This window comes from Streptosporangium sp. NPDC004631, assembly GCF_053601935.1.
The window spans coordinates 72,207-90,787 of sequence record NZ_JBSGCR010000016.1 but is presented as its reverse complement, the minus strand read 5'-3'; the positions used below and the strand labels follow the sequence as shown (position 1 = coordinate 90,787).

The window sequence follows — 18,581 nt, the reverse complement described above, 5'->3', positions numbered from 1 at the left end:
CCTCTTAGGATGCAGCCAGGATCTGGCTGACGTAGCGTGCCACCGCGCGCACCGCGCCCATCGTGACCGGGTAGTCCATTCGCGTCGGCCCCAGCACACCGAGCCGGGCCAGTTGCTTGTCCCCCGAACCGTATCCGGCGACGACGATGGATGTGCCCTGAAGCCCGGTGTAGGGGTTCTCCGAGCCGATCCGCACCGTCAGCGCCGAAAGATCCGAGGTCTCGCCGAGCAGGCGCATGAGCACCACCTGCTCCTCCAGGGCCTCCAGCACATCGCGCAGGCCGACGGTGAAGTCGGCTCCCGCGAGGTTGGCGGCCCCGGCAAAAACGATCTTCTCATCGTGCCGGTCCACAAGAGACTCCAGCAGCACCGACAGGATCGTGGCCGCGAGCGGCCGGTCCTCCGCCGGAAGCCGCTCGGGCAGGTCCGCGACCATGTCGGGGACCCCCGCCAGACCGCAGCCGTCCAGACAGGCGTTGAGGGTCGCGCGCAGGTGGGCCACGCGGTTCTCGTCGACGACGTCGGGAAGCTCGACCACACGCTGCTCGACCCGCCCGGTGTTGGTGATGAGCACGAACATCAGCCGGCGCTCGCTCAGCGGGACCAGCTCGACGTGCCGCACCTTGGAGTTGGTCATCGTGGGGTACTGGACCACGGCGACCTGGCGGGTCAGCTGGGCCAGTAGCCGGACCGTGCGCATCACGACGTCGTCGATGTCGACCGCGCCCGCGAGGAAGGTCTCAATGGCCCTTCTCTCCGGGGCGGACAATGGCTTGACCTGCGAGAGCCGGTCGACGAAGAGCCGATAGCCCTTGTCGGTCGGCACCCGGCCCGCACTGGTGTGGGGCTGGGCGATGTAGCCCTGCTCCTCCAGCACCGCCATGTCGTTGCGGATGGTCGCCGGCGACACACCCAGGCTGTGACGGTCCGCGAGGGCCTTGGAACCCACCGGCTCGTTGGTGGACACGTAGTCCTCGACGATGGCCCGAAGGACCGCCAGCTTACGGTCGTCGACCAACGTGCTCACCTCCCTACCTGCGTTCGGACGGGAAAACGTCAGGTCTGGCACTCTGTGTTCCCGAGTGCCAAGTGTACGGCTCCCGTCCTCGGGGTGCGATAACACGGCAGCACGATGATGGGGCCAAGTCGTTATCAAGTCACCTGCTATCGCTATCCAACCGGTAAGCCCCACAATTTGATATATGTCCCATGATTTCGGATCCCCCTCGGGCGACGCCGGTTCGGGCCCGCCCGGATACGGCGCCCCCCAGCAGCCCTACGGCCAGCCGCACCAGCAGCAGTACCAGGGTGGCCCCCCCTACGGTTACCCGCCCCCCGGATACGGCGCCCCCCAGGGGCCTCCGCCGAAGCCGAAGGTCAAGCCCGGCATCGGCTGGATCGTCGGCGCCTGGCTCGTCTTCGTGCTCAGCGTGATCGTCGGCGTGGCCGGCTTCGCCGGCGGCATCTTCAGCGCGGTCACCGACGCCGCGCCCACCAGCTCGTTCGGCCCCGGCGAGAACGTGACGGTCACGCTGAACCCGGCGGACAGACCCGCCATCTACGTCTCCGCCGACAAGGGCACCAAGTTCGAGTGCCAGATCCAAGGTGCCCCCGGAACGGTCCGACTTCAGCAGCCGGGCACGCAGCAGACCGTCACCAACGACGGCGTGCTGTGGGAGCTGGCGCTGCGGGTGGGGGTGGACAAGGCCGGCGACTACCAGCTCACCTGCACCGCCTCCGAGGGTTCGGCCGCCACGTTCGGCGTGGGCAAGGAGATCGCCGCCGACTCGGTGGTGGGCGGCGCGATCGCGCTGATCGCGGTGCCGGGCACGGGTTTCCTGCTGGCCGTTCTCGTGACGATCATCGTGCTGGTCAAGCGGAGCGGCGCGCGCAAGCGCCAGGCTGCCGCGGCCGGTCCGTGGGGGCAGCAGGGACCGTACGGCAGGTGATGATTTGCTACCGTCCACTTGATCCCTGACAGGAGAGGGTGGGCGGTCGGTGATGTACGAGCGTGACGTTCTGGCGGGAAGCAGGCGGCGTCCCCTGAAGGGGAGTGTCCCGGAGGTTCCCGCGGAGCCGGACCTGGTCGTGGAGGACGCGGAAGGGGGCTTCTGCGGCGCCGTGGTGGCCTGCGACAAGGAGGCCGTCACACTTGAGGACCGATTCGGGCGACGGCGGGTGTTCCCCCTGGAGAGCGCCGCCTTCCTGCTGGAGGGCAAGGTCGTGACACTGGTACGGCCCGCCGCCGCGCCGCGGGGACCGAGGCGGAGCGCCTCGGGCTCCATCGTGGTCGAGGGCCTGCGGGCCCGGGTGGCCAGGGAGAGCCGGATCTACGTGGAGGGCGTGCACGACGCCGCGCTCGTGGAGAGGGTCTGGGGTCACGACCTGCGGGTCGAGGGCGTGGTCGTCGAGTATCTGGAGGGCGTCGATCACCTGCCCTCGATCGTCGAGGAGTTCGAGCCCGGCCCGGACCGCCGCCTGGGCGTGCTCGTCGACCATCTGGTCCCCGGCTCGAAGGAGAGCAGGATCGCCGCCCGGGTCTCCTCCCCGCACGTGCTGATCGTCGGACACCCGTTCGTGGACGTCTGGCAGGCGGTCAAGCCGTCGGTGCTCGGCATCCCCGCCTGGCCGGCGGTGCCGCGCGGCGTCCCCTGGAAGGAGGGCGTCATCGCCGCCCTGGGCTGGGGTGCGGAGCCCGGTGACGCGTGGCGCCGCGTTCTCGGATCGGTCACCTCATACGCGGATCTGGAGCCGGAGCTGCTCGGCCCGGTCGAGGAGTTGATCGACTTCGTGACCGTTCCCGGCCGGGACGGCTGATCCCACCCCCGTCGCGAGGGGCCGTGAGCGACGGCTCCGGCCACCCGGCCTCACGTCAGGTCACGCACCAGCCCGTCGGCCAGGAGACGGCCGCGCAACGTCAGGACCGCGCGGCCCGCCTTGAACGGTTCCACCTCCAGCAACCCCTCGGCCAGCGCCCGGGCGACCACCGGCGGACGCTCGATCTCCTTCAGCGGATATCCGCCGGCGAGCCTGAGCTCCAGCATCAGCCGTTCCACCGCCCGGTCCCGCGAGGTCAGCACCTCGCGCGCGTGCGCGGGCGAGACGCCGGAGGCGAGGCGACGGGCGTAGGCCGCCGGATGTTTGACGTTCCACCACCGGGTGCCGCCGACGTGGCTGTGCGCGCCGGGGCCGACACCCCACCAGTCGCCGCCGGTCCAGTAGAGCAGGTTGTGCCGGCAGCGCCCGGCCTCCGAGGTCGCCCAGTTGGACACCTCGTACCACGCGAACCCGGCCTCGGCCAGCATGGCGTCGGCGATGAGATAGCGGTCGGCGGCCACGTCGTCGTCGGGCATCGGCAGCTCGCCACGCCGGATCCTGGCCGCCAGCCTGGTGCCGTCCTCCACGATCAGAGAGTAGGCCGACACGTGGTCGGGCCCCGCCTCGACGGCGGCGGCCAGCGAGGCGCGCCAGTCGTCGTCGCTCTCCCCCGGCGTGCTGTAGATCAGGTCCAGATTGACGTGGTCGAACCCGGCCTCCCGCGCCTCCCGCACGGCACGCGCGGGACGCCCGGGGGTGTGCCCGCGCTCCAGCACCCGCAGCACGTGCTCGCGGGCGCTCTGCATGCCGAAGCTCATCCGGGTGAACCCTCCGGCGCGCAGCTCCGCCAGATATGCCCGGTCCACCGACTCCGGATTGGCCTCGGTGGTCACCTCGGCCCCGGGGGCGAGGCCGAACTCCCGCTCGATCACGCCCAGGATCCGGACCAGGTCGGCCGCGGGCAGCAGGGTCGGGGTGCCGCCGCCGAAGAACACGGTCTCGACCGGGAGGTCCGCCTCGCCGAGGTTGGCCCGCGCACGCCGTACCTCGTCGACCGCGGTGTCGGCGTAGTCCCGGTGCGAGGCGCCGGGGCCGAGCTCGGAGGCCGTGTAGGTGTTGAAGTCGCAGTAGCCGCAGCGGGTCACGCAGAAGGGCACGTGGACGTAGAAGCCGAAGGGCCGCTCCCCCAGCCCGTGGAGCGCGCTGTCGGGGAGGCTGCCTGAGGCCGGTACGGGATCGCCGTCGGGAAGTGTGGATGGCACGACACCAAGTCTGCCGCTCCGCTCGCGGTGCCCCGCACAGCGGGCACGGATGAGCTCCTATCCCATGCGGGAGCGTATCGGACACCTCAGAGCCGGACAGGCCGAACCTGGACTCCAACTTGACGTTCGGTTCCGGTCACCCTCAGGGGGAAAGTGGTACACGCTGTGTGGTTGATCTTTCCGGCATATCGCTATGCGTCCCCCCTTCGGAGAGCCGATGAGCCATGCAGCCCCCGCCGGCGGCGACCGGGCCACACCACCCCTGCAGAACGCCACCCGCTACCTGTCCGCGGGCGCCTACCTCGACGACCGCTTCCGCGACGGCGTACTGAACGAACTGCTGGGCGACCCCTACCGTGCCGTCGCCCCGTCCTACGCCGGGTTCGACCTGACCCCCGTGCTGTCGCACTGCCTGCGGGCCCAGCGGATGGCCCTGATCCGCGACGCTCTGATCACCGTGTCGATGTTCGTCCTCTGCCTCGCCGGCGGGCTCTGGATGTTCTCCCTGCTCCCCCTGGCGCTGCTGTCCCTTCCCCGCGTCCGGCGGGGACCGCTGATCTGGCGGGTGCTGCTGACCCTCTGGGCCCTGGTCAACCTCATGGGGTTCCTCCTCTTCCTGGTCTGGGCGAGCGTCCTCTCCCTGCTCAGCCCGGCGGCGGCCTTCGACCTGGAGACGGGCACGTCGCCGTCCGTGACACAGCTCGGGGGGAGTCTCCTGTTCGTCCTGCTGATCACGCTCGCCCCCCTGGCCATCGCGGTCGGCTACCGGATCCAGCGCTACCTGGCGCTGACCACCGAACTGCGCCCCGGCGCCCCCGCCGGGGCCGGCGTGGACACGGGCCGGCAGCGCAGCCGCACGGCCTACCTCGATCAGGCGCAGTGGGGCAACATCACGCTCTTCGGCACCGACAACCCGTTCATCGGCGCGGGCCCCGTACGGCGCTCGTGGTCGATCGTGGCGGAGATGGACCGGCTGACGCACTCCGACAACGCCCCGTCGGCCTCGCCCCGCCCATACGTGCAGATCGACCCGGTGGACCTGCACTCCTTCGTCAGGCGGCGGCTGCTGGAGATGCGCGACGCGGTCAACGCGGCTCCGGAGCGGCTCACCCAGATGCACGTCGGCGACCACCTCACCGCCCGGGGCACGTTCACCCGGCTCGACTGGCCCGGCTCGGGCGCCCCGCGCCGCTGGGAGGGGCAGAGCCATCCGCTGATCAACACCGCGAACGGCTGGCCGCACTTCGCCGCCCCGCCGGAGGTGATCAGCGACGCGACCCGGCAGCCGCAGGGCAGCCTGAAGTACTACCAGCGCGTCACCGTCGGCACCGACGGTCAGGAGATGATCGGCTCCAACGGCCTCCTCCTCGCCCCCGGCGAGGACAGGGAGATCGTGATCTCCGCCTTCATCCATCTCGCGGTCGAGGGACGGATGCTCTACACGCAGTTCGTGCTGACCGTGCTGCCGCCGATCCTCCGCGAGTACCACATCGTCGACGAACTGCCCAACCTGACCAGGCCGGCGCTCGTCTGGCGGGCGGTCAGCCGCGGCAAACTGGACCTGGTCGCCGACACGCTCTTCGCACCGTTACGGCTCATCCGCGCCGGGGTCCGGGCGATCCAGTGGCAGCGGGAGACGCGGAACCCCGCCGAACTCCCCGTCTACCCCTTCGGCGCGCGGGAGAGCGTGCGGGAGCTGGGATCCGCCTACGGCCGGGGCGGGTTCATCCAGCGACTCGACACCGACAAGTACACCAAGCTCATCGAACGGCGGCTCACCGAGGCGGTCCTCGACTACCTGGAGTCCAAGAAGATCGACACCCGCGAATACCGGGCGCAGGCCACGAACCTCATCAACAACGGCGCCCTGATCACCGGCGGCACCTTCAACGGCCCGGTCGCCGCCGGGCCCGGAGCGAACGCGACCCAGCACGGAGGAGACAAGTGACCCAGGACAACAGCGGTTTCCACATCACCGGCGGCACCTTCAACGGCCCGATGGCCGCCGGGGCCGGTGCCCAGGCCGTGCAGCACACCGGCGCCGCCACGAGCGGGGACCGCACCACCGAACTGCTCGCCCTCATCCGCGACCTGGTACGGCGGCACGCCGCCGAACTCGGCGACACCCGGCCGGTGCTCAGGGACGCCGACCAGGTCGAGGCCGAACTTCAGGAGGAGAATCCCGACCAGGACTACCTGTCCGGCTCCCTGTCCAGGATGGCGGCCCGGGTCGCCTCGGTCGCCGCCATCGCCGAGGCGGTGGCGGCACTCGCCGCCCTGGTGTCCTAGAGACCGCCACGGTGACCACAGGGGGAACGCCCGCGGTCACCGTATTAGATCTCGTGCTCGGCGCGCCGGGGCAGACCGTACCGCTCGGCGAGCGGGTTCCACAGCTCCAGGAAGCCCCGCTTGGCGTCGGTGGCCCTCCCGGAGTGCGACAGGCCGTTCCGGTAGTCCTGGTCACCGCTCCAGTCGGTACGGCAGTCGCCGTCCTGGCGGGTCGCCCACCTGAGGAACGCCTCGTCGGCGTCGCGTGAGGCGGTGAGGGCCGCGGCCAGTCCCTCCTTGACCGCGGCCCCGCCGTCCAGCGCGTCGACGGAAAGCGCCTGGAGCTGGGTGACCTGCTCGCGCCTGGCCTCGGTGACCCGGCGGACCGCCGCGAGCCCGTCGGCGGTGCCGGAGCACGACCGCAGCCTGTTAAGAGCGGGGCCGAGACCCGACCTGCTCCCGCCGCTGTCGGTGAGCAGGGAGTCGAGTGCCCGGGCCTGCAGCCGGTCGGCCTGGTCCGGCCGGCTGGACGGATCGGACCGCCCGTCCTGATCCGTGTCGCCGGAGTCCGGGCTCTCCGCCGCCTCCCCGCCCTGCTTCTCGGGCCGCGGCTCGGACCGCCCCCCGGACGCGGGGTTGGCGCTTGAGGCCGAACCGGAGCCGTCGCCGCGCACGGCGAACCACACGACCCCTACCGCGACCAGCAGCGCGGCTGCGGCCACGACCAACGGCCACGTTCTGCGCCCCCTCTCGCCCTGCCACACCTCGCCGGAACCATCGGACGCGGGAGGCGGGGACCACTCCCCTGGTCCGATGTCACCCCGCTCCCGCCGCTGCGGGTCCGGCCACGGACCCGGCTGGGAACCAGGCTGGACACCGTACTGAGGACCCGGCCGGGGTCCGCCTCCCCACGGATCCGGCTGCGGGCCCTGCCACGGGCCGGGTTCGGGGCCACCCCGCTGCGAGCCGTCCCACGGCCCCGCGGGGACGGCCGGGCCTTCGGCCGGAATGGCGGGGGGCGGAGGGGGTGGGAAAGGGGGTGGCTGTTCGGTCGGGGCACCACATCGGGGACATCTCGGCAGTCCGACCGTCCGCGTGCCGCACCGGTTGCAAAAAGCCTGCTGCTCCACAGGTTTCGACGGTAGCGAGCCGGCCGCGTCCACGCAGCGAATGCCGGTAGACCGTTGACACCTACATCGCCCAGGCCCGTGCTCCGGGAACCCCGGGCAGGGTCGCCGGTAGGCCGACCCTTACGACTCGGCGCTCCCCGCACGCCTCCGCCGCAACCGCAAAGGCTCGGGGGCTAGGGCGCCACGCTGCCCAGAACCCGTTCGGCGACCTTCTCCCACCGGGCGGAACGGCCCGGGGAGGCCAGCAGGCGGCGCATCAGCTCCTTGTCTCCGTGGTAGGCGCGGAAGGCCTCGGTGACCGTGACGCTGTTGTCCGGCCGTGCGACGATCTCGATCGTGTCGCCCCGGCCCAGTTCACCCCGCTCGATCACCTGCAGGTAGGCGCCGACCCTGCCGACCTGGGTGAAGCGCTTGATCCAGCCCTGCTCACCCATCCAGTTGCGGAACACCACGCACGGTACCCGGGGGCGGGTGACCTCCAGGAGCGCGGTGCCGACCCGCCAGCGCTCACCGAGCATGGCGCCGTTGACGTCGATCCCCTCGGTGGTGAGGTTCTCCCCGAACTGGCCGTCGCGCAGTTCGCGGCCCAGCTCCTCCTGCCACCAGTCGTAGTCCTCGCGTGCGTAGGAGTAGACCGCCTGGTCGGACGAGCCGTGGTTCACCTGGTCGCCCCGCTCGTCACCGGCCAGGCCGTTGTCCTCCACCCTGACCCGGCCGTCCACCGCCGATTTGTCGATCGCGGTCCGGTTGAGCTTGCCCGCCCAGGCCGCGTCGACGACCAAGCCCACATTAACGGTGATGACACGCATAAATAGACGTTAGCCCTATTCACCCTTCAGGGCGAGCCGATAATCCACCCGCCCACCCCACGGGGTACGGCCCGGCCGCCGCCGCTCCGTACGGAGACCTGTCGCGGAGACCCGCCGCCGAGCCCGTCCCGGACGACGGGCGGGAGGCTACTTCTTGGACTTGTCGCCGGCGGACTCGGTGGAGAGCGCGGCGACGAAGGCCTCCTGAGGCACCTCGACGCGGCCGACCATCTTCATCCGCTTCTTGCCCTCCTTCTGCTTCTCCAGCAGCTTGCGCTTGCGGGAGATGTCTCCGCCGTAGCACTTGGCGAGGACGTCCTTGCGGATGGCGCGGATGTTCTCGCGGGCGATGACCCGGGCACCGATCGCGGCCTGGATCGGCACCTCGAACTGCTGCCTCGGGATGAGCTCGCGGAGCTTCTTGGCCATCTCGACACCGTAGGCGTACGCCTTGTCCTTGTGGACGATGGCACTGAAGGCGTCAACGGCCTCGCCCTGGAGCAGGATGTCGACCTTGACCAGCTCGGACTCCTGCTCGCCCGAGGGTTCGTAGTCGAGCGAGGCGTAACCACGCGTGCGGGACTTGAGCTGGTCGAAGAAGTCGAAGATGATCTCGCCGAGCGGCATGGTGTAGCGGATCTCGACGCGGTCCTCCGACAGGTAATCCATGCCCTGCAGGTTGCCCCGGCGGTTCTGGCAGAGCTCCATGATCGCGCCGATGAACTCCGACGGGACAAGCACGGTCGCCTTCACCATCGGCTCGAAGACCGTCTCGACCTTGCCCGAGGGGAACTCCGAGGGGTTGGTGACGACGACCTCCTTGCCGTCCTCCATGATCACTCGGTAGACCACGTTGGGCGCGGTGGAGATGAGCGAGAGGTTGAACTCGCGCTCCAGGCGCTCCCGGACGATCTCCATGTGGAGCAGGCCGAGGAACCCGCAGCGGAAGCCGAAGCCGAGGGCCGCGGAGGTCTCCGGCTCGTACACCAGCGCGGCGTCGTTGAGCTGGAGCTTGTCCAGGGCTTCGCGGAGCTCGGGATAGTCGTCGCCGTCGATCGGGTAGAGGCCCGAGAACACCATCGGCTTGGGGTGGTCGTAGCCGCTGAGCGGCGAGGCGGCGGGCCGGGTGCCGGAGGTGACCGTGTCACCGACCCGCGACTGGCGCACGTCCTTCACGCCCGTGATCAGGTAGCCCACCTCACCGACCCCCAGGCCCTTCTCGGCGACCTTGGGCTCGGGGGAGATGACGCCGATCTCCAGGGTCTCGTGGGCCGCGCCGCTGGACATCATCAGGATGCGCTCGCGCTTGCCCAGGTGCCCGTCCATGACCCGGACGTAGGTGACCACACCGCGATAGGTGTCGTAGACGGAGTCGAAGATCAGCGCGCGGGCCGGCGCGTCGGCCGCGCCGACCGGGGCCGGAACGCTGTTGACGACGTGGTCGAGCAGTTCCCTGACTCCCACGCCGGTCTTGCCGGAGACCCTGAGGACCTCCTCCGGCTCACAGCCGATGAGGTGGGCGATCTCCGCGGCGTACTTCTCCGGCTGGGCGGCCGGAAGGTCGATCTTGTTGAGCACCGGAATGATCGTCATGTCGTTGTTCATGGCCAGGTAGAGGTTGGCCAGGGTCTGCGCCTCGATGCCCTGCGCGGCGTCGACCAGCAGGATGGCGCCCTCGCACGCCTGGAGCGAGCGCGAGACCTCGTAGGTGAAGTCCACGTGCCCGGGAGTGTCGATCATGTTGAGGACGTAGTCGGCGCCGTCCATCCGCCACGGCAGCCGGACCGCCTGCGACTTGATCGTGATACCGCGCTCGCGCTCGATGTCCATCCGGTCGAGGTACTGGGCGCGCATGGAACGGTCGTCGACCACACCGGTGATCTGCAGCATGCGGTCGGCAAGCGTCGACTTACCATGGTCGATGTGCGCGATGATGCAGAAGTTGCGGATCACCGCGGGATCGGTCTGGCCAGGCTGAATGCGCACCGGTGTCCGTTTCGACGGGATTGATGACGATCTACGACTGGCATGCCAGCCGTCTTCCATGGTGACATGTCCAGGTGATTGCCCGGACCAGAGCAGAGCGCGGCCTGCGGTTTCTCGTGGCGGTGGCCGCCTTGCTCCTCGTGCTGCCCGGGGTGGCCGCGGTCACCCTCACGACCCAGTTTACCGGGACACCCGCCTCCTGGGCCAAGAGCACCGGCCACGACGCCCTCTGGCTCGGCCACGCCTGGGTGGACGGCCGTAAGGACGCCGCCGACGTGAAGGCCCTGGCCGTACGGCTGCGCAAGACCGGGATCAAGGACGTCTACGTCCACTCGGGTCCGTTCGACGTCGACGGCACACTTTCTCCGACTAAATACCCCAAAGCACAAAATTTCCTGAAGTGGTGGCGCGCGGAGCTGCCGAAGGTCCGGGTGTCGGCGTGGCTTGGCCAGAAGGTCGACGGAGCCCTGGATCTCGACGACCCGGCCGCCAGGCAACGGGTACTGGACGGCGTCAGCGCCGTCATGGCGCTCGGCTTCGACGGCGTGCACTACAACTTCGAGCCGCTCGGAGACGACGACACCGACTTCCTGGACCTGTTGACGCGGACCCGCCCGATCGTCGGTGACGGCCTGGTCTCCACCTCGACCCCGCAGATCGAGCCGTTCCCGCTCACCCGCCCGGCCGTCCGCACGGTCATCGGCCATGACAAGTACTGGTCGCCCGCCTACTTCCGGGAGGTCGTGGCACGCACCGACCAGGTGGCGATCATGACCTACGACTCCTTCCTCCCCTCCGAACTGCTCTACGGCGGCCATGTCGTCCGGCAGGGCTCCCTGGCGCTGGAGCTCGTGCCCGAGGAGAAGACCGTGCTGCTCGGCGCACCCGCCTACCACGACCACGGCGTGGCGTGGAGTGACGCGGCGGAGAGCGTGGCGACCGCGGCGGAGGGCGCGCGACTGGCCCTGACCTCGTACGGAAGGCACCGGGAACGGTTCGGCCTCGCGCTCTACGTCGACTTCGCGGCCACCGCCGACGACTGGGCGGAGTACGACCGGGCCTGGTACCGCCGGTGAGGCGTGGTTCCGGGCGTGGCGGGAGCACGGTAAACTGATCCGGCATCCCTCTGTCCAGGTTGTCGATTTGAGCGACCACCTGGATGGTTGGTAGCTTATTGAACTGCGTGTGGCGCGCCCTCTCTGCCCGCGCGCCCCACTCCGACGACATTCACCGAGGCTTCTTCGTGGCGAACATCAAGTCCCAGATCAAGCGCAACCGGCAGAACGAGAAGGCCCGGCTGCGCAACAAGGCTGTCAAGTCGTCCCTGAAGACGGCCGTCCGCAAGTTCCGCGAGGCCGCCGATCAGGGCAAGGCCGACGAGGCCGTCGAGCTCATGCGCGCCGCCTCCCGCCAGCTGGACAAGGCCGCCAGCAAGGGCGTGATCCACAAGAACCAGGCCGCCAACCGCAAGTCGGCGATCGCCCAGCGCGTCGCCGCCCTGTCGGCCGCCAAGTAACCCAGGTTCTTCCGGACGCCGCACTCCCCGCCGGGGGGTGCGGCTTTCTGGCGTCACACGCCGCACCGCGCACCGTCGGCCGCCCGCCGCCGCACCGCCTTCCGCCGTGGCACCGCCTTCCGGCACCACCGTCACCGCCTTCCGGCGTCCCCGTCCTCCGGATCTCGCGCGCCGCGCCGTTTCGGCCGGAGGCGTCACAGACCCCGGCCGGCGCTGGTCACGACCGCGCTAACGGCCGGTGCGGCTGGCGACAACGGTCTGGATCATGTACTCCAGCGCATAGGCGGGATCCGCACCGCCCCCCTTGACCTGCTCGTCGGCCCTGGCCACCGCCTGGAGCGCGCGGGCGATGCCGTCGGGGCCCCAGCCGTTCAGCTGCTGCTGAGCTCTGCCGATCTTCCAGGGTGGCATGCCGAGGTGGCTGGCGAGCTGCCCACCGCGCAGGTTGCGAGGGGCGCCCCCCACCTTGGCCAGCGAGCGCAGGCCGCCGGCGACCGCGCTCACCAGGAGGACCGGGGCCGTACCGGTGGCGAGTGCCCAGCGGAGTTGCTCAAGAGCGTCCCCCAGACGGCCCTCGACCGCGGAGTCCGCCACGGTGAACCCGCTGACCTCCGCCCGCCCCCGGTGATAACGGGCCACGGCCGCCCCGTCGATGGTCTTGCCCGGGGTGTCGAAGGCCAGCTGACCACAGGCGGCGGCGAGCTCCCGCAGGTCGTTGCCGACCGCTTCGAGCAGGGCACCGGCCGCGTCACCCCCGATGGTCCGGCCGGCCCGCTTCAGCTCGGCCTTGACGAACGCGAGCCGCTCGGCCGGTTTGGTCATCTTGGTGACGGTGACCACGCGGGCACCGGCTTTCCTGACCCCGTCGACCATGGCCTTCCCCTTGACCCCGCCGGGGTGGACCAGGACCAGCACGGTGTCCTCCGCCGGATTGGCGGTGTAGGAGACGATCTCGGCGGCGACGTCCTTGACGACGTCCTGGGCCGAACGGATCACCACCACCGAGCTGTCGCCGAACAGCGACGGCGAGGTCAGCCGGGTCAGCTCCCCGAGCTCGACCTTCCCGCCGATCAGGTCGTGGACCTCGGCGCCTGGGTCGGCCGCCCGCGCCGCGGCGATCACCTCACCCACCGCGCGGTCGGCCAGCAACTCCTCGTCGCCGACTACCAAGGTCACGGGTGCTGGGTCGGTTGCCGCCATGCTCAGCAGCATGCCATGTACCGGTGGCCGAATCGCAATCAGCAAGCGATTCGCAATTCGAATGCAGGTGAGTTGAGAACGTCAGCGGGGGGACGGAAGAGCCGGTCCGGCCACCGCCTCGCGTGGGCGGGGCGGCGATGGCCGATGTGACCGTCTCCAGGTTGCGGACCGAGAGATCCTTAGAAGCGGTAGCGCAAGATCCAGCCTATGTCCCGGAAGCCTGGGATGCGCGCCATCACCCACATGCCCCACCGGCCCGACGCGGGCAGTTTGTCCAGGCCCGGCATGTCGACGCTGCGCAGCACGTCGAGGCACTTCAGCCCGTCGTGCCAGCCCTCGATCTCATACGGGTCGTCGACGCCCCAGTACAGCGTCGCGCCGGCGTTACGCACCGCGGGCACCAGCTTCTGCAACCGGATGCCCAGCGTGCCGTAGCAGTCGAAAAGCAACTGCCCGCCGGGAAACCGTCCGGTGATCCGCTGGATGAGTCGCTTGCCGTCCTCCTTGTGCAGATACATCGTCAGGCCCTCGAAAACGGCCACGGTCGGGCGGTCGTCGGGCACCTCGTCAAGCCACTCCTCTCCGGTCACCGAGGCACCGATCATCCGGTAGTCTCCCGCGGGTCGCGGCAGCAGCCGCTCGCGCAGCTCGATCACCTCGGGGTAGTCGACGTCGAGCCAGCGGACCGACGGCGGCGGGCCGAGCCGGTGGACCCGGGCGTCCAGGCCACAGGCCAGGTGCAGCACAGTGGCCTCCGGGTGGCCGGCCAGGAACTCGGCGGTCCAGTCGTCGAGCTGCCTGGCACGGAGCGCGACGCCGGCCGCGGTCGTGCCCTTCACCCCCGTCTTGCGGAAGTCGTAGTCGATGCGCCGGACCGTCCGGTCGGCCTCGTCGTCGTGCAGCACGGAGTTCGGCGAGCGGCTGTCCAGCGCGTGGCCGTACAGCGTGGCGAGCATGGTCTCCTGAGCGCCACTGAGAGTGATCTTTTCGCGGTCCATGCCCCCTCGATCGGATGTGGTCATCAGCGGCCGATGTCGGCCACAGGCTCAAGCTACGCCCGCCTCACCCGCGTGTGAACCCAGGAAGTCATCTGAAGGACGGCCGGCGGACCGTGGTCGCCGGTGCGGTGACCACGGATGTTCACCGGGTCGCGGCCGTTCACCGGGCCGTGGTCGTTCACCGGGCCGTGGTCGTTCACCGGGCCGTGGTCGTTCACCGACGCCGGTCAGACCGACGTCACCACTCACCGCACCGGCGCGGAGTACACCCGATCCGGTGAAAACATGAGATCACCGCACCAGGTCAACGGCCTCGGGGGACGACGGCCAACCCGGTTTCACCGGCCACCACGGCGAGGTCTCCCGACAGGTCCGTCCGGTAGATCCGCGCGCCGAGGCGGTTCAGCCCGGCGAGGGTCGACGGAGCGGGATGGCCGTAGTCGTTGCCCGCGCCGACGCTGATCAGCGCGGCACGGGCACCGGTCGCCGCGAAGAACGCAGGATCGTACCTGGCCGATCCGTGATGAGGAACCTTGAGGATGTCCACCTTCGGCAGGCCACGCCGGAACAGCTCGGCCTGTGCCTCAGTCTCGATGTCTCCGCTGAGCAACGCCGTTCCCCGCGCCCAGCGCACATGCACCACGACGCTGGCGTTGTTGAGGTCGCTCCCCTCCCCTCCCCCTGTCTGCGATGTGTCAGCCGGTGGGCCGATGACGGTGAGCTCGGAGGGGCCGAACCGCCAGCCCACCCCCGGCCTCGCCGCCCATTCGACGGTCCGGCGGCGGGCGAGGTCGGCGCTCAGCCGGGCGTTCTCACGCTCGGCGCCCCGATACGGGGTGACCACCACCGCTCCCACCGCGCGCCCGCGGAAGACGCCGTCCAGCCCACCCACATGGTCGAAGTGAGGGTGGGTGAGGATGACCAGCGGCACCTGCCGCACCCCTGCGGATCTCAGGCACCGATCCATCAGCACCGGGTCGGGACCGGCGTCCACCACCACGGCCCGGCCGGGCCCTGCGGCGACCAGCAGCGCGTCCCCCTGGCCGACGTCACAGGCGACCAGCAGCCACCCCCTGGGTGGCCAGCGGGCCACCACCGATCCGGCCACGAGGACGGTGACGGCCGCTCCGGTCAACCCGGCCAAGGCGAGTCTGCGCGACCACCGGTACCGCAGCGTCAGAACGGCGAGCGGGGCTGCGACGGCCAAGGCGGTCAGCCCGACGAGACCGCCGGGCCAGGGAAGCACACCCAGCGGGAGTCCGGCAGCGTGCTCCGCCACCTCGACGATCCATCCGGTGGCCAGACCCGCCGGTCGGACCAGCAGCCGCGCGATGCCCATGTGCAGGGGTGCCGTCAGCGCCGCGACGAAGCCCAGCAGGGTGGCGGGCGCGACGGCGGGGCCCGCGAGCAGGTTGGCGGGGATCGCCACCGGAGCCAGCTGCCCGGACATCAGAACCAGCACCGGGGTGACGGCGGCCTGTGCCGCCGTCGGCACGGCGATCGCCTCCGCCGCCCAGCGGGGCAGGCGCGCCGCGAGCCGGTCTCGCCATCGGGGAGCGAGGACCAGGATGCCGGCGGTGGCGCAGACCGACAGGGCGAAGCCGTAGGACCTGGCGAGGACGGGGTCAAAGAGGATCAGCCCCAGAACGGTCACAGACAGGGCCGTGACGCCGTCGCGTGAGCGGCCGGTGCCGAGCGCCACGGCGGCGACGCCTCCCATCAGGAGGGCGCGGAGCACACTGGGCGACGGGCGCGCGACGATCGCGAAGGAAAGCATGGCGAGCACGGCCAGCACCCCCCGGACCGCGAGGGGCAACCCCGCCACCCGGGCCAGCGCGATCGCCGCTCCGGCCACGATCGCGAGATTGGCTCCGGAGACGGCGGTGAGATGACTGAGTCCGGCCTGTTTGAAGTCGGCCTTGACCTGCTCGTCCATCCGGGACACGTCGCCGACCACCAGCCCCGGCAACAGGCCGCGCTGCGCGAGGGGCAGCACATCCGCGGCCTCGCGCAGCCCCGATCTGAGCTCCCCCGCCACGCGCTGGATCCACGAGGGCCCGCTCAGGACCCGTGGCGGGCCTCGTACCAGCACCACCGCGGCGAGCAACTCACTCACGTCCGCCGGGCCGAACCGTCCCCGAACGGCGATCCGCTGGCTGGGCAGTAAGGTCCGCCACGCCTCTCCCGACGTGAGCAGCACCACCGGAGCCCGTGACGTCACCCTGCCCGTGGCCGTCTCGATCACCTCGATCCGCGCGGGCACCACGAAGCTCTCTCTACGGGAGACTCCCCCATGCTGCACTCGCCGCCGAGGATCGTCCGTCACCACCGCCTCCACCAGTGCCGAGGCCCGTTCGGCCGCCAGGGCGGCCACCGGCCCCGTACCGGTCGCGTGCACGTGGAAGGCGACCGTCCCGGCCACGGCCGCCACGCACACCAGCACCGCGAGCACCACGTTCCGCCAGCCGGCGATGCCGTCCGCGGGCACCGTCACCGCCACGAGCAGTACGGTCGCGGCGGCGACCAGGGCCGCCACGGCCCCCGTCGACGCGGGACACCCCAGCAGGACAAGAGCGATCCCCCAGGAGGCGAGAGCCGGAAGGACCAGGTGGAGCGCGTGGGGCCGCGAGCTCCGCCGGTCTGGGCCGTCGTCGATCGTGGCGGCGGAGACGCCGGGACGCCCCACGGCCGTGCCCCTCACGGCTGTGCTCCACGAGAGTCCCCAATCAGCCGTCCTCGGCGGAGACGCCCGGTCAACCGAGTTCCACGAGCGTGCCCGGTCGGCCGCGTTCCGTGGAAGTGGCCGGTCATACGCGAACCTTGTCTTTCATATCCGTGTACTTCCGGTCACCAATAGTTCACTAGTGACCTAGTAGCCAGACAAGAAAGCGGGCCTGCCCGGTGGTGAGACACCGAACAGGCCCTCGATCCCCACCTGCCTCAACAGGAAGTGATCTGTATGCACAGTACCAACCTGCGCAACACCCGGTCCGGCATCGTTCACGCCGCTCTCGCCGGTTACGTCATCTGCCAGACCCGTACCAACGCCGGCGCCTACACCGCCACCGACGAGCCGATCAGCTGCCGGAACTGCCTCAAGCAGCCGGTCACCCGGGCCGGCGTCGCCCAGGTGCTCGCCGCCGACCCCCTCGCCGCCGACGACATCGACGTCACCCGCCTGACCCGCGCCCAGTTCGACGGTGAGGCGTGCATCCGCTGCCACGCCTCCGAGCCCGGCATGGTCCGCGTCGGCCACGGTGAGAACGGGCCGCTGTTCCAGTGCCTCACCTGCTCCCTCCATTCGATCACCGACAAAGAGATCAAGATCGCCTTCCTGGCCGGGAACATCTCGACCATCACCATCCTGCGCGACCTGTTCGACGAGTTCGGGCTCGACCCGGATCGGCGGGCATGGAGCGCTAAGGAGCTGCTGACGGCCGAGGAGCTCGACGAGATCACCCACACGGTGAAACTCATCGTGTGGCGGCGCCGCGGCGTCAAAGTTCCCGGTGACCCGATGAGCCTGGCCGCGATGAACGCCGGCATCCTCGTCGGCGTCGAGGCGGCCGAGAAGTACGGCGTCGCCGAGGCGTACCGCCGGGTGGAGCGGGGCGTCGGCGTCCTCACCCCACAAGAGACCGAGCGGACCCTCCGGTTCGTGCGGGGCCTGGCCGAGTCGCGCTACATCGAGAACCCCGACAACGCCGAGGGGCCGCCGTGCGGTGACCTGCGGTGCGGTCTCTGCTACGTGGTGGCCGCCGCCGACCTGACCGGCGGTGAGGTGTGATCCGCGCCGCCACGACCCTCGTCGTCGTCATGCTGGCCGCCGTTGCCGCCGTCGTCAGCTATAAGCACATTCTGGAGGTGGTCACCGAGCACGGAGAGTCGGGGTTCACCGCCTACCTGGTGCCGTTGTGCATCGACGGCCTGCTGGTCGCTGCGTCGCTGGTGCTGCTCGACTCCGCCCGGCGTGGCCTTGCCCGGCATTGGCTGTCGTGGGTGGCTCTCGCTGTCGGCATCGCCCTGACCCTGGGGGCGAACGTTTTGCACGGCCTGAAGTTCGGGCCGATCGGGGCGATCACCTCGGGGCTTCCCGCGGTGACGTTGACCATCGCGTTCGAGCTGCTGATGGGGCTGATCCGGCGCGGAGCCGTACCCGCCGCGGCGCCGGTCGAGGCGGTAGCTGTACCCGTGCAGGTCACAGACTCGACGGTTCGGGCAGATCTGCCCGAACTGGAAGAGGAGACGTCGGCAGACTCCGCCGACCCGGGTACGCCGACTGATGCAAATGCATCAGTTGAGCCGCCCGACGTACTCGCCGTACCCGTGCCGTCACCTGCGCCTACGCCGGTTCTCACACCCGCACCCGACGAGCTGTTCCCGGTCGCTGCGGCCAGGTTCGCCGATGAGGTCGCCACAGGCGTGGTGCCGACGCTCAGCCTCATCAAGCGAGAGATGAAGGTCGGCCAGGCCCGCGCCACGAGGATCCGCCTGTACCTCGACCAGCTCGCCCGACTCGCCCTGTCCTAGATCAGGTCCGCCCCCGGATCAACCGTCGAAAGCAGGTCCGGGGGCGGGCTCACCCCAACCCAGCG

At 70.3% G+C, this 18,581-nt stretch carries 16 protein-coding genes; 8 read left to right on the top strand and 8 right to left on the bottom strand.

The genetic code is table 11. The features are described 5' to 3' along the window. Positions 1–4: 4 nt before the first annotated feature. Complete coding sequence (hrcA, locus tag ACWEF2_RS18150; RefSeq protein WP_355593158.1) at positions 5–1,018, bottom strand: heat-inducible transcriptional repressor HrcA; 1,014 nt, start codon at positions 1,016–1,018, stop codon at positions 5–7. Positions 1,019–1,202: 184 nt separating this feature from the next. Between hrcA and ACWEF2_RS18145 the strand changes: the two genes are divergently transcribed. Further along, positions 1,203–1,949: a hypothetical protein gene (locus ACWEF2_RS18145; protein WP_453816556.1), complete on the top strand. Its 747-nt coding sequence runs from the start codon at positions 1,203–1,205 to the stop codon at positions 1,947–1,949. A 52-nt stretch (positions 1,950–2,001) separates the two neighbouring features. Then, on the top strand, positions 2,002–2,817 hold the full coding sequence (locus ACWEF2_RS18140; RefSeq protein ID WP_453816555.1) for a DUF3097 domain-containing protein: 816 nt from the start codon (positions 2,002–2,004) through the stop codon (positions 2,815–2,817). A 50-nt stretch (positions 2,818–2,867) separates the two neighbouring features. Here ACWEF2_RS18140 and hemW read toward each other — a convergent pair whose 3' ends face one another. After that, positions 2,868–4,079: a radical SAM family heme chaperone HemW gene (gene hemW / locus ACWEF2_RS18135; protein ID WP_453816553.1), complete on the bottom strand. Its 1,212-nt coding sequence runs from the start codon at positions 4,077–4,079 to the stop codon at positions 2,868–2,870. 217 nt (positions 4,080–4,296) lie between these two features. Here hemW and ACWEF2_RS18130 point away from each other — a divergent pair, with 217 nt between their 5' ends. Both ACWEF2_RS18130 and ACWEF2_RS18125 read left to right on the top strand, forming a co-directional pair. Further along, positions 4,297–6,027: a hypothetical protein gene (locus tag ACWEF2_RS18130; protein ID WP_453816551.1), complete on the top strand. Its 1,731-nt coding sequence runs from the start codon at positions 4,297–4,299 to the stop codon at positions 6,025–6,027. Then, on the top strand, positions 6,024–6,368 hold the full coding sequence (locus tag ACWEF2_RS18125; protein WP_453816549.1) for a DUF5955 family protein: 345 nt from the start codon (positions 6,024–6,026) through the stop codon (positions 6,366–6,368). Before ACWEF2_RS18130 ends, ACWEF2_RS18125 begins: the two co-directional genes overlap by 4 nt. 44 nt (positions 6,369–6,412) lie before the next feature. On the opposite strand, the gene ACWEF2_RS18120 is transcribed toward ACWEF2_RS18125, so the two are convergent. From ACWEF2_RS18120 to lepA, 3 genes are all read right to left on the bottom strand, one after another. Then, entirely contained in the window at positions 6,413–7,069 is a 657-nt protein-coding gene (locus ACWEF2_RS18120) for a hypothetical protein (RefSeq protein ID WP_453816547.1), read from the bottom strand. A 581-nt stretch (positions 7,070–7,650) separates the two neighbouring features. Continuing rightward, on the bottom strand, positions 7,651–8,286 hold the full coding sequence (locus ACWEF2_RS18115; RefSeq protein WP_453816545.1) for an MOSC domain-containing protein: 636 nt from the start codon (positions 8,284–8,286) through the stop codon (positions 7,651–7,653). A 147-nt stretch (positions 8,287–8,433) separates the two neighbouring features. Then, a complete protein-coding gene (lepA, locus tag ACWEF2_RS18110; protein ID WP_355593034.1) occupies positions 8,434–10,272 on the bottom strand; it encodes a translation elongation factor 4 in 1,839 nt (612 codons plus the stop codon). Positions 10,273–10,346: 74 nt separating this feature from the next. Here lepA and ACWEF2_RS18105 point away from each other — a divergent pair, with 74 nt between their 5' ends. Together ACWEF2_RS18105 and rpsT are read left to right on the top strand one after the other, a co-directional pair. Then, positions 10,347–11,348, top strand: coding sequence for a hypothetical protein (locus ACWEF2_RS18105; RefSeq protein ID WP_453816544.1), 1,002 nt, complete (start codon positions 10,347–10,349; stop codon positions 11,346–11,348). Positions 11,349–11,515: 167 nt separating this feature from the next. Then, positions 11,516–11,788: a 30S ribosomal protein S20 gene (gene rpsT, locus ACWEF2_RS18100; protein ID WP_355593038.1), complete on the top strand. Its 273-nt coding sequence runs from the start codon at positions 11,516–11,518 to the stop codon at positions 11,786–11,788. 228 nt (positions 11,789–12,016) lie between these two features. Here rpsT and holA read toward each other — a convergent pair whose 3' ends face one another. The 3 genes from holA to ACWEF2_RS18085 form a co-directional block, all read right to left on the bottom strand. Continuing rightward, positions 12,017–13,000: a DNA polymerase III subunit delta gene (gene holA, locus ACWEF2_RS18095; RefSeq protein ID WP_453816542.1), complete on the bottom strand. Its 984-nt coding sequence runs from the start codon at positions 12,998–13,000 to the stop codon at positions 12,017–12,019. A gap of 167 nt (positions 13,001–13,167) precedes the next feature. After that, positions 13,168–13,986, bottom strand: coding sequence for a class I SAM-dependent methyltransferase (locus tag ACWEF2_RS18090; protein ID WP_453816540.1), 819 nt, complete (start codon positions 13,984–13,986; stop codon positions 13,168–13,170). 304 nt (positions 13,987–14,290) lie between these two features. Further along, complete coding sequence (locus ACWEF2_RS18085) at positions 14,291–16,687, bottom strand: ComEC/Rec2 family competence protein (protein ID WP_453816538.1); 2,397 nt, start codon at positions 16,685–16,687, stop codon at positions 14,291–14,293. Positions 16,688–16,945: 258 nt separating this feature from the next. Here ACWEF2_RS18085 and ACWEF2_RS18080 point away from each other — a divergent pair, with 258 nt between their 5' ends. Then, positions 16,946–17,773 carry a hypothetical protein gene (locus tag ACWEF2_RS18080; protein ID WP_453816536.1) on the top strand — a complete coding sequence of 276 codons (828 nt, stop codon included), beginning with the start codon at positions 16,946–16,948 and terminating at the stop codon, positions 17,771–17,773. Continuing rightward, entirely contained in the window at positions 17,770–18,516 is a 747-nt protein-coding gene (locus ACWEF2_RS18075) for a DUF2637 domain-containing protein (protein WP_453816534.1), read from the top strand. Before ACWEF2_RS18080 ends, ACWEF2_RS18075 begins: the two co-directional genes overlap by 4 nt. The last annotated feature ends 65 nt before the right edge of the window (positions 18,517–18,581 follow it).

Coding starts and splice junctions, on each gene's coding strand:
- ACWEF2_RS18140 (WP_453816555.1), top strand. CDS start 2,002: ATGTACGAGCGTGACGTTCTGGCGGGAAGCAGGCGGCGTCCCCTGAAG.
- ACWEF2_RS18130 (WP_453816551.1), top strand. CDS start 4,297: ATGAGCCATGCAGCCCCCGCCGGCGGCGACCGGGCCACACCACCCCTG.
- ACWEF2_RS18145 (WP_453816556.1), top strand. CDS start 1,203: ATGTCCCATGATTTCGGATCCCCCTCGGGCGACGCCGGTTCGGGCCCG.
- holA (WP_453816542.1), bottom strand. CDS start 13,000: ATGCTGCTGAGCATGGCGGCAACCGACCCAGCACCCGTGACCTTGGTA.
- ACWEF2_RS18080 (WP_453816536.1), top strand. CDS start 16,946: ATGCACAGTACCAACCTGCGCAACACCCGGTCCGGCATCGTTCACGCC.
- ACWEF2_RS18090 (WP_453816540.1), bottom strand. CDS start 13,986: ATGGACCGCGAAAAGATCACTCTCAGTGGCGCTCAGGAGACCATGCTC.
- ACWEF2_RS18115 (WP_453816545.1), bottom strand. CDS start 8,286: ATGCGTGTCATCACCGTTAATGTGGGCTTGGTCGTCGACGCGGCCTGG.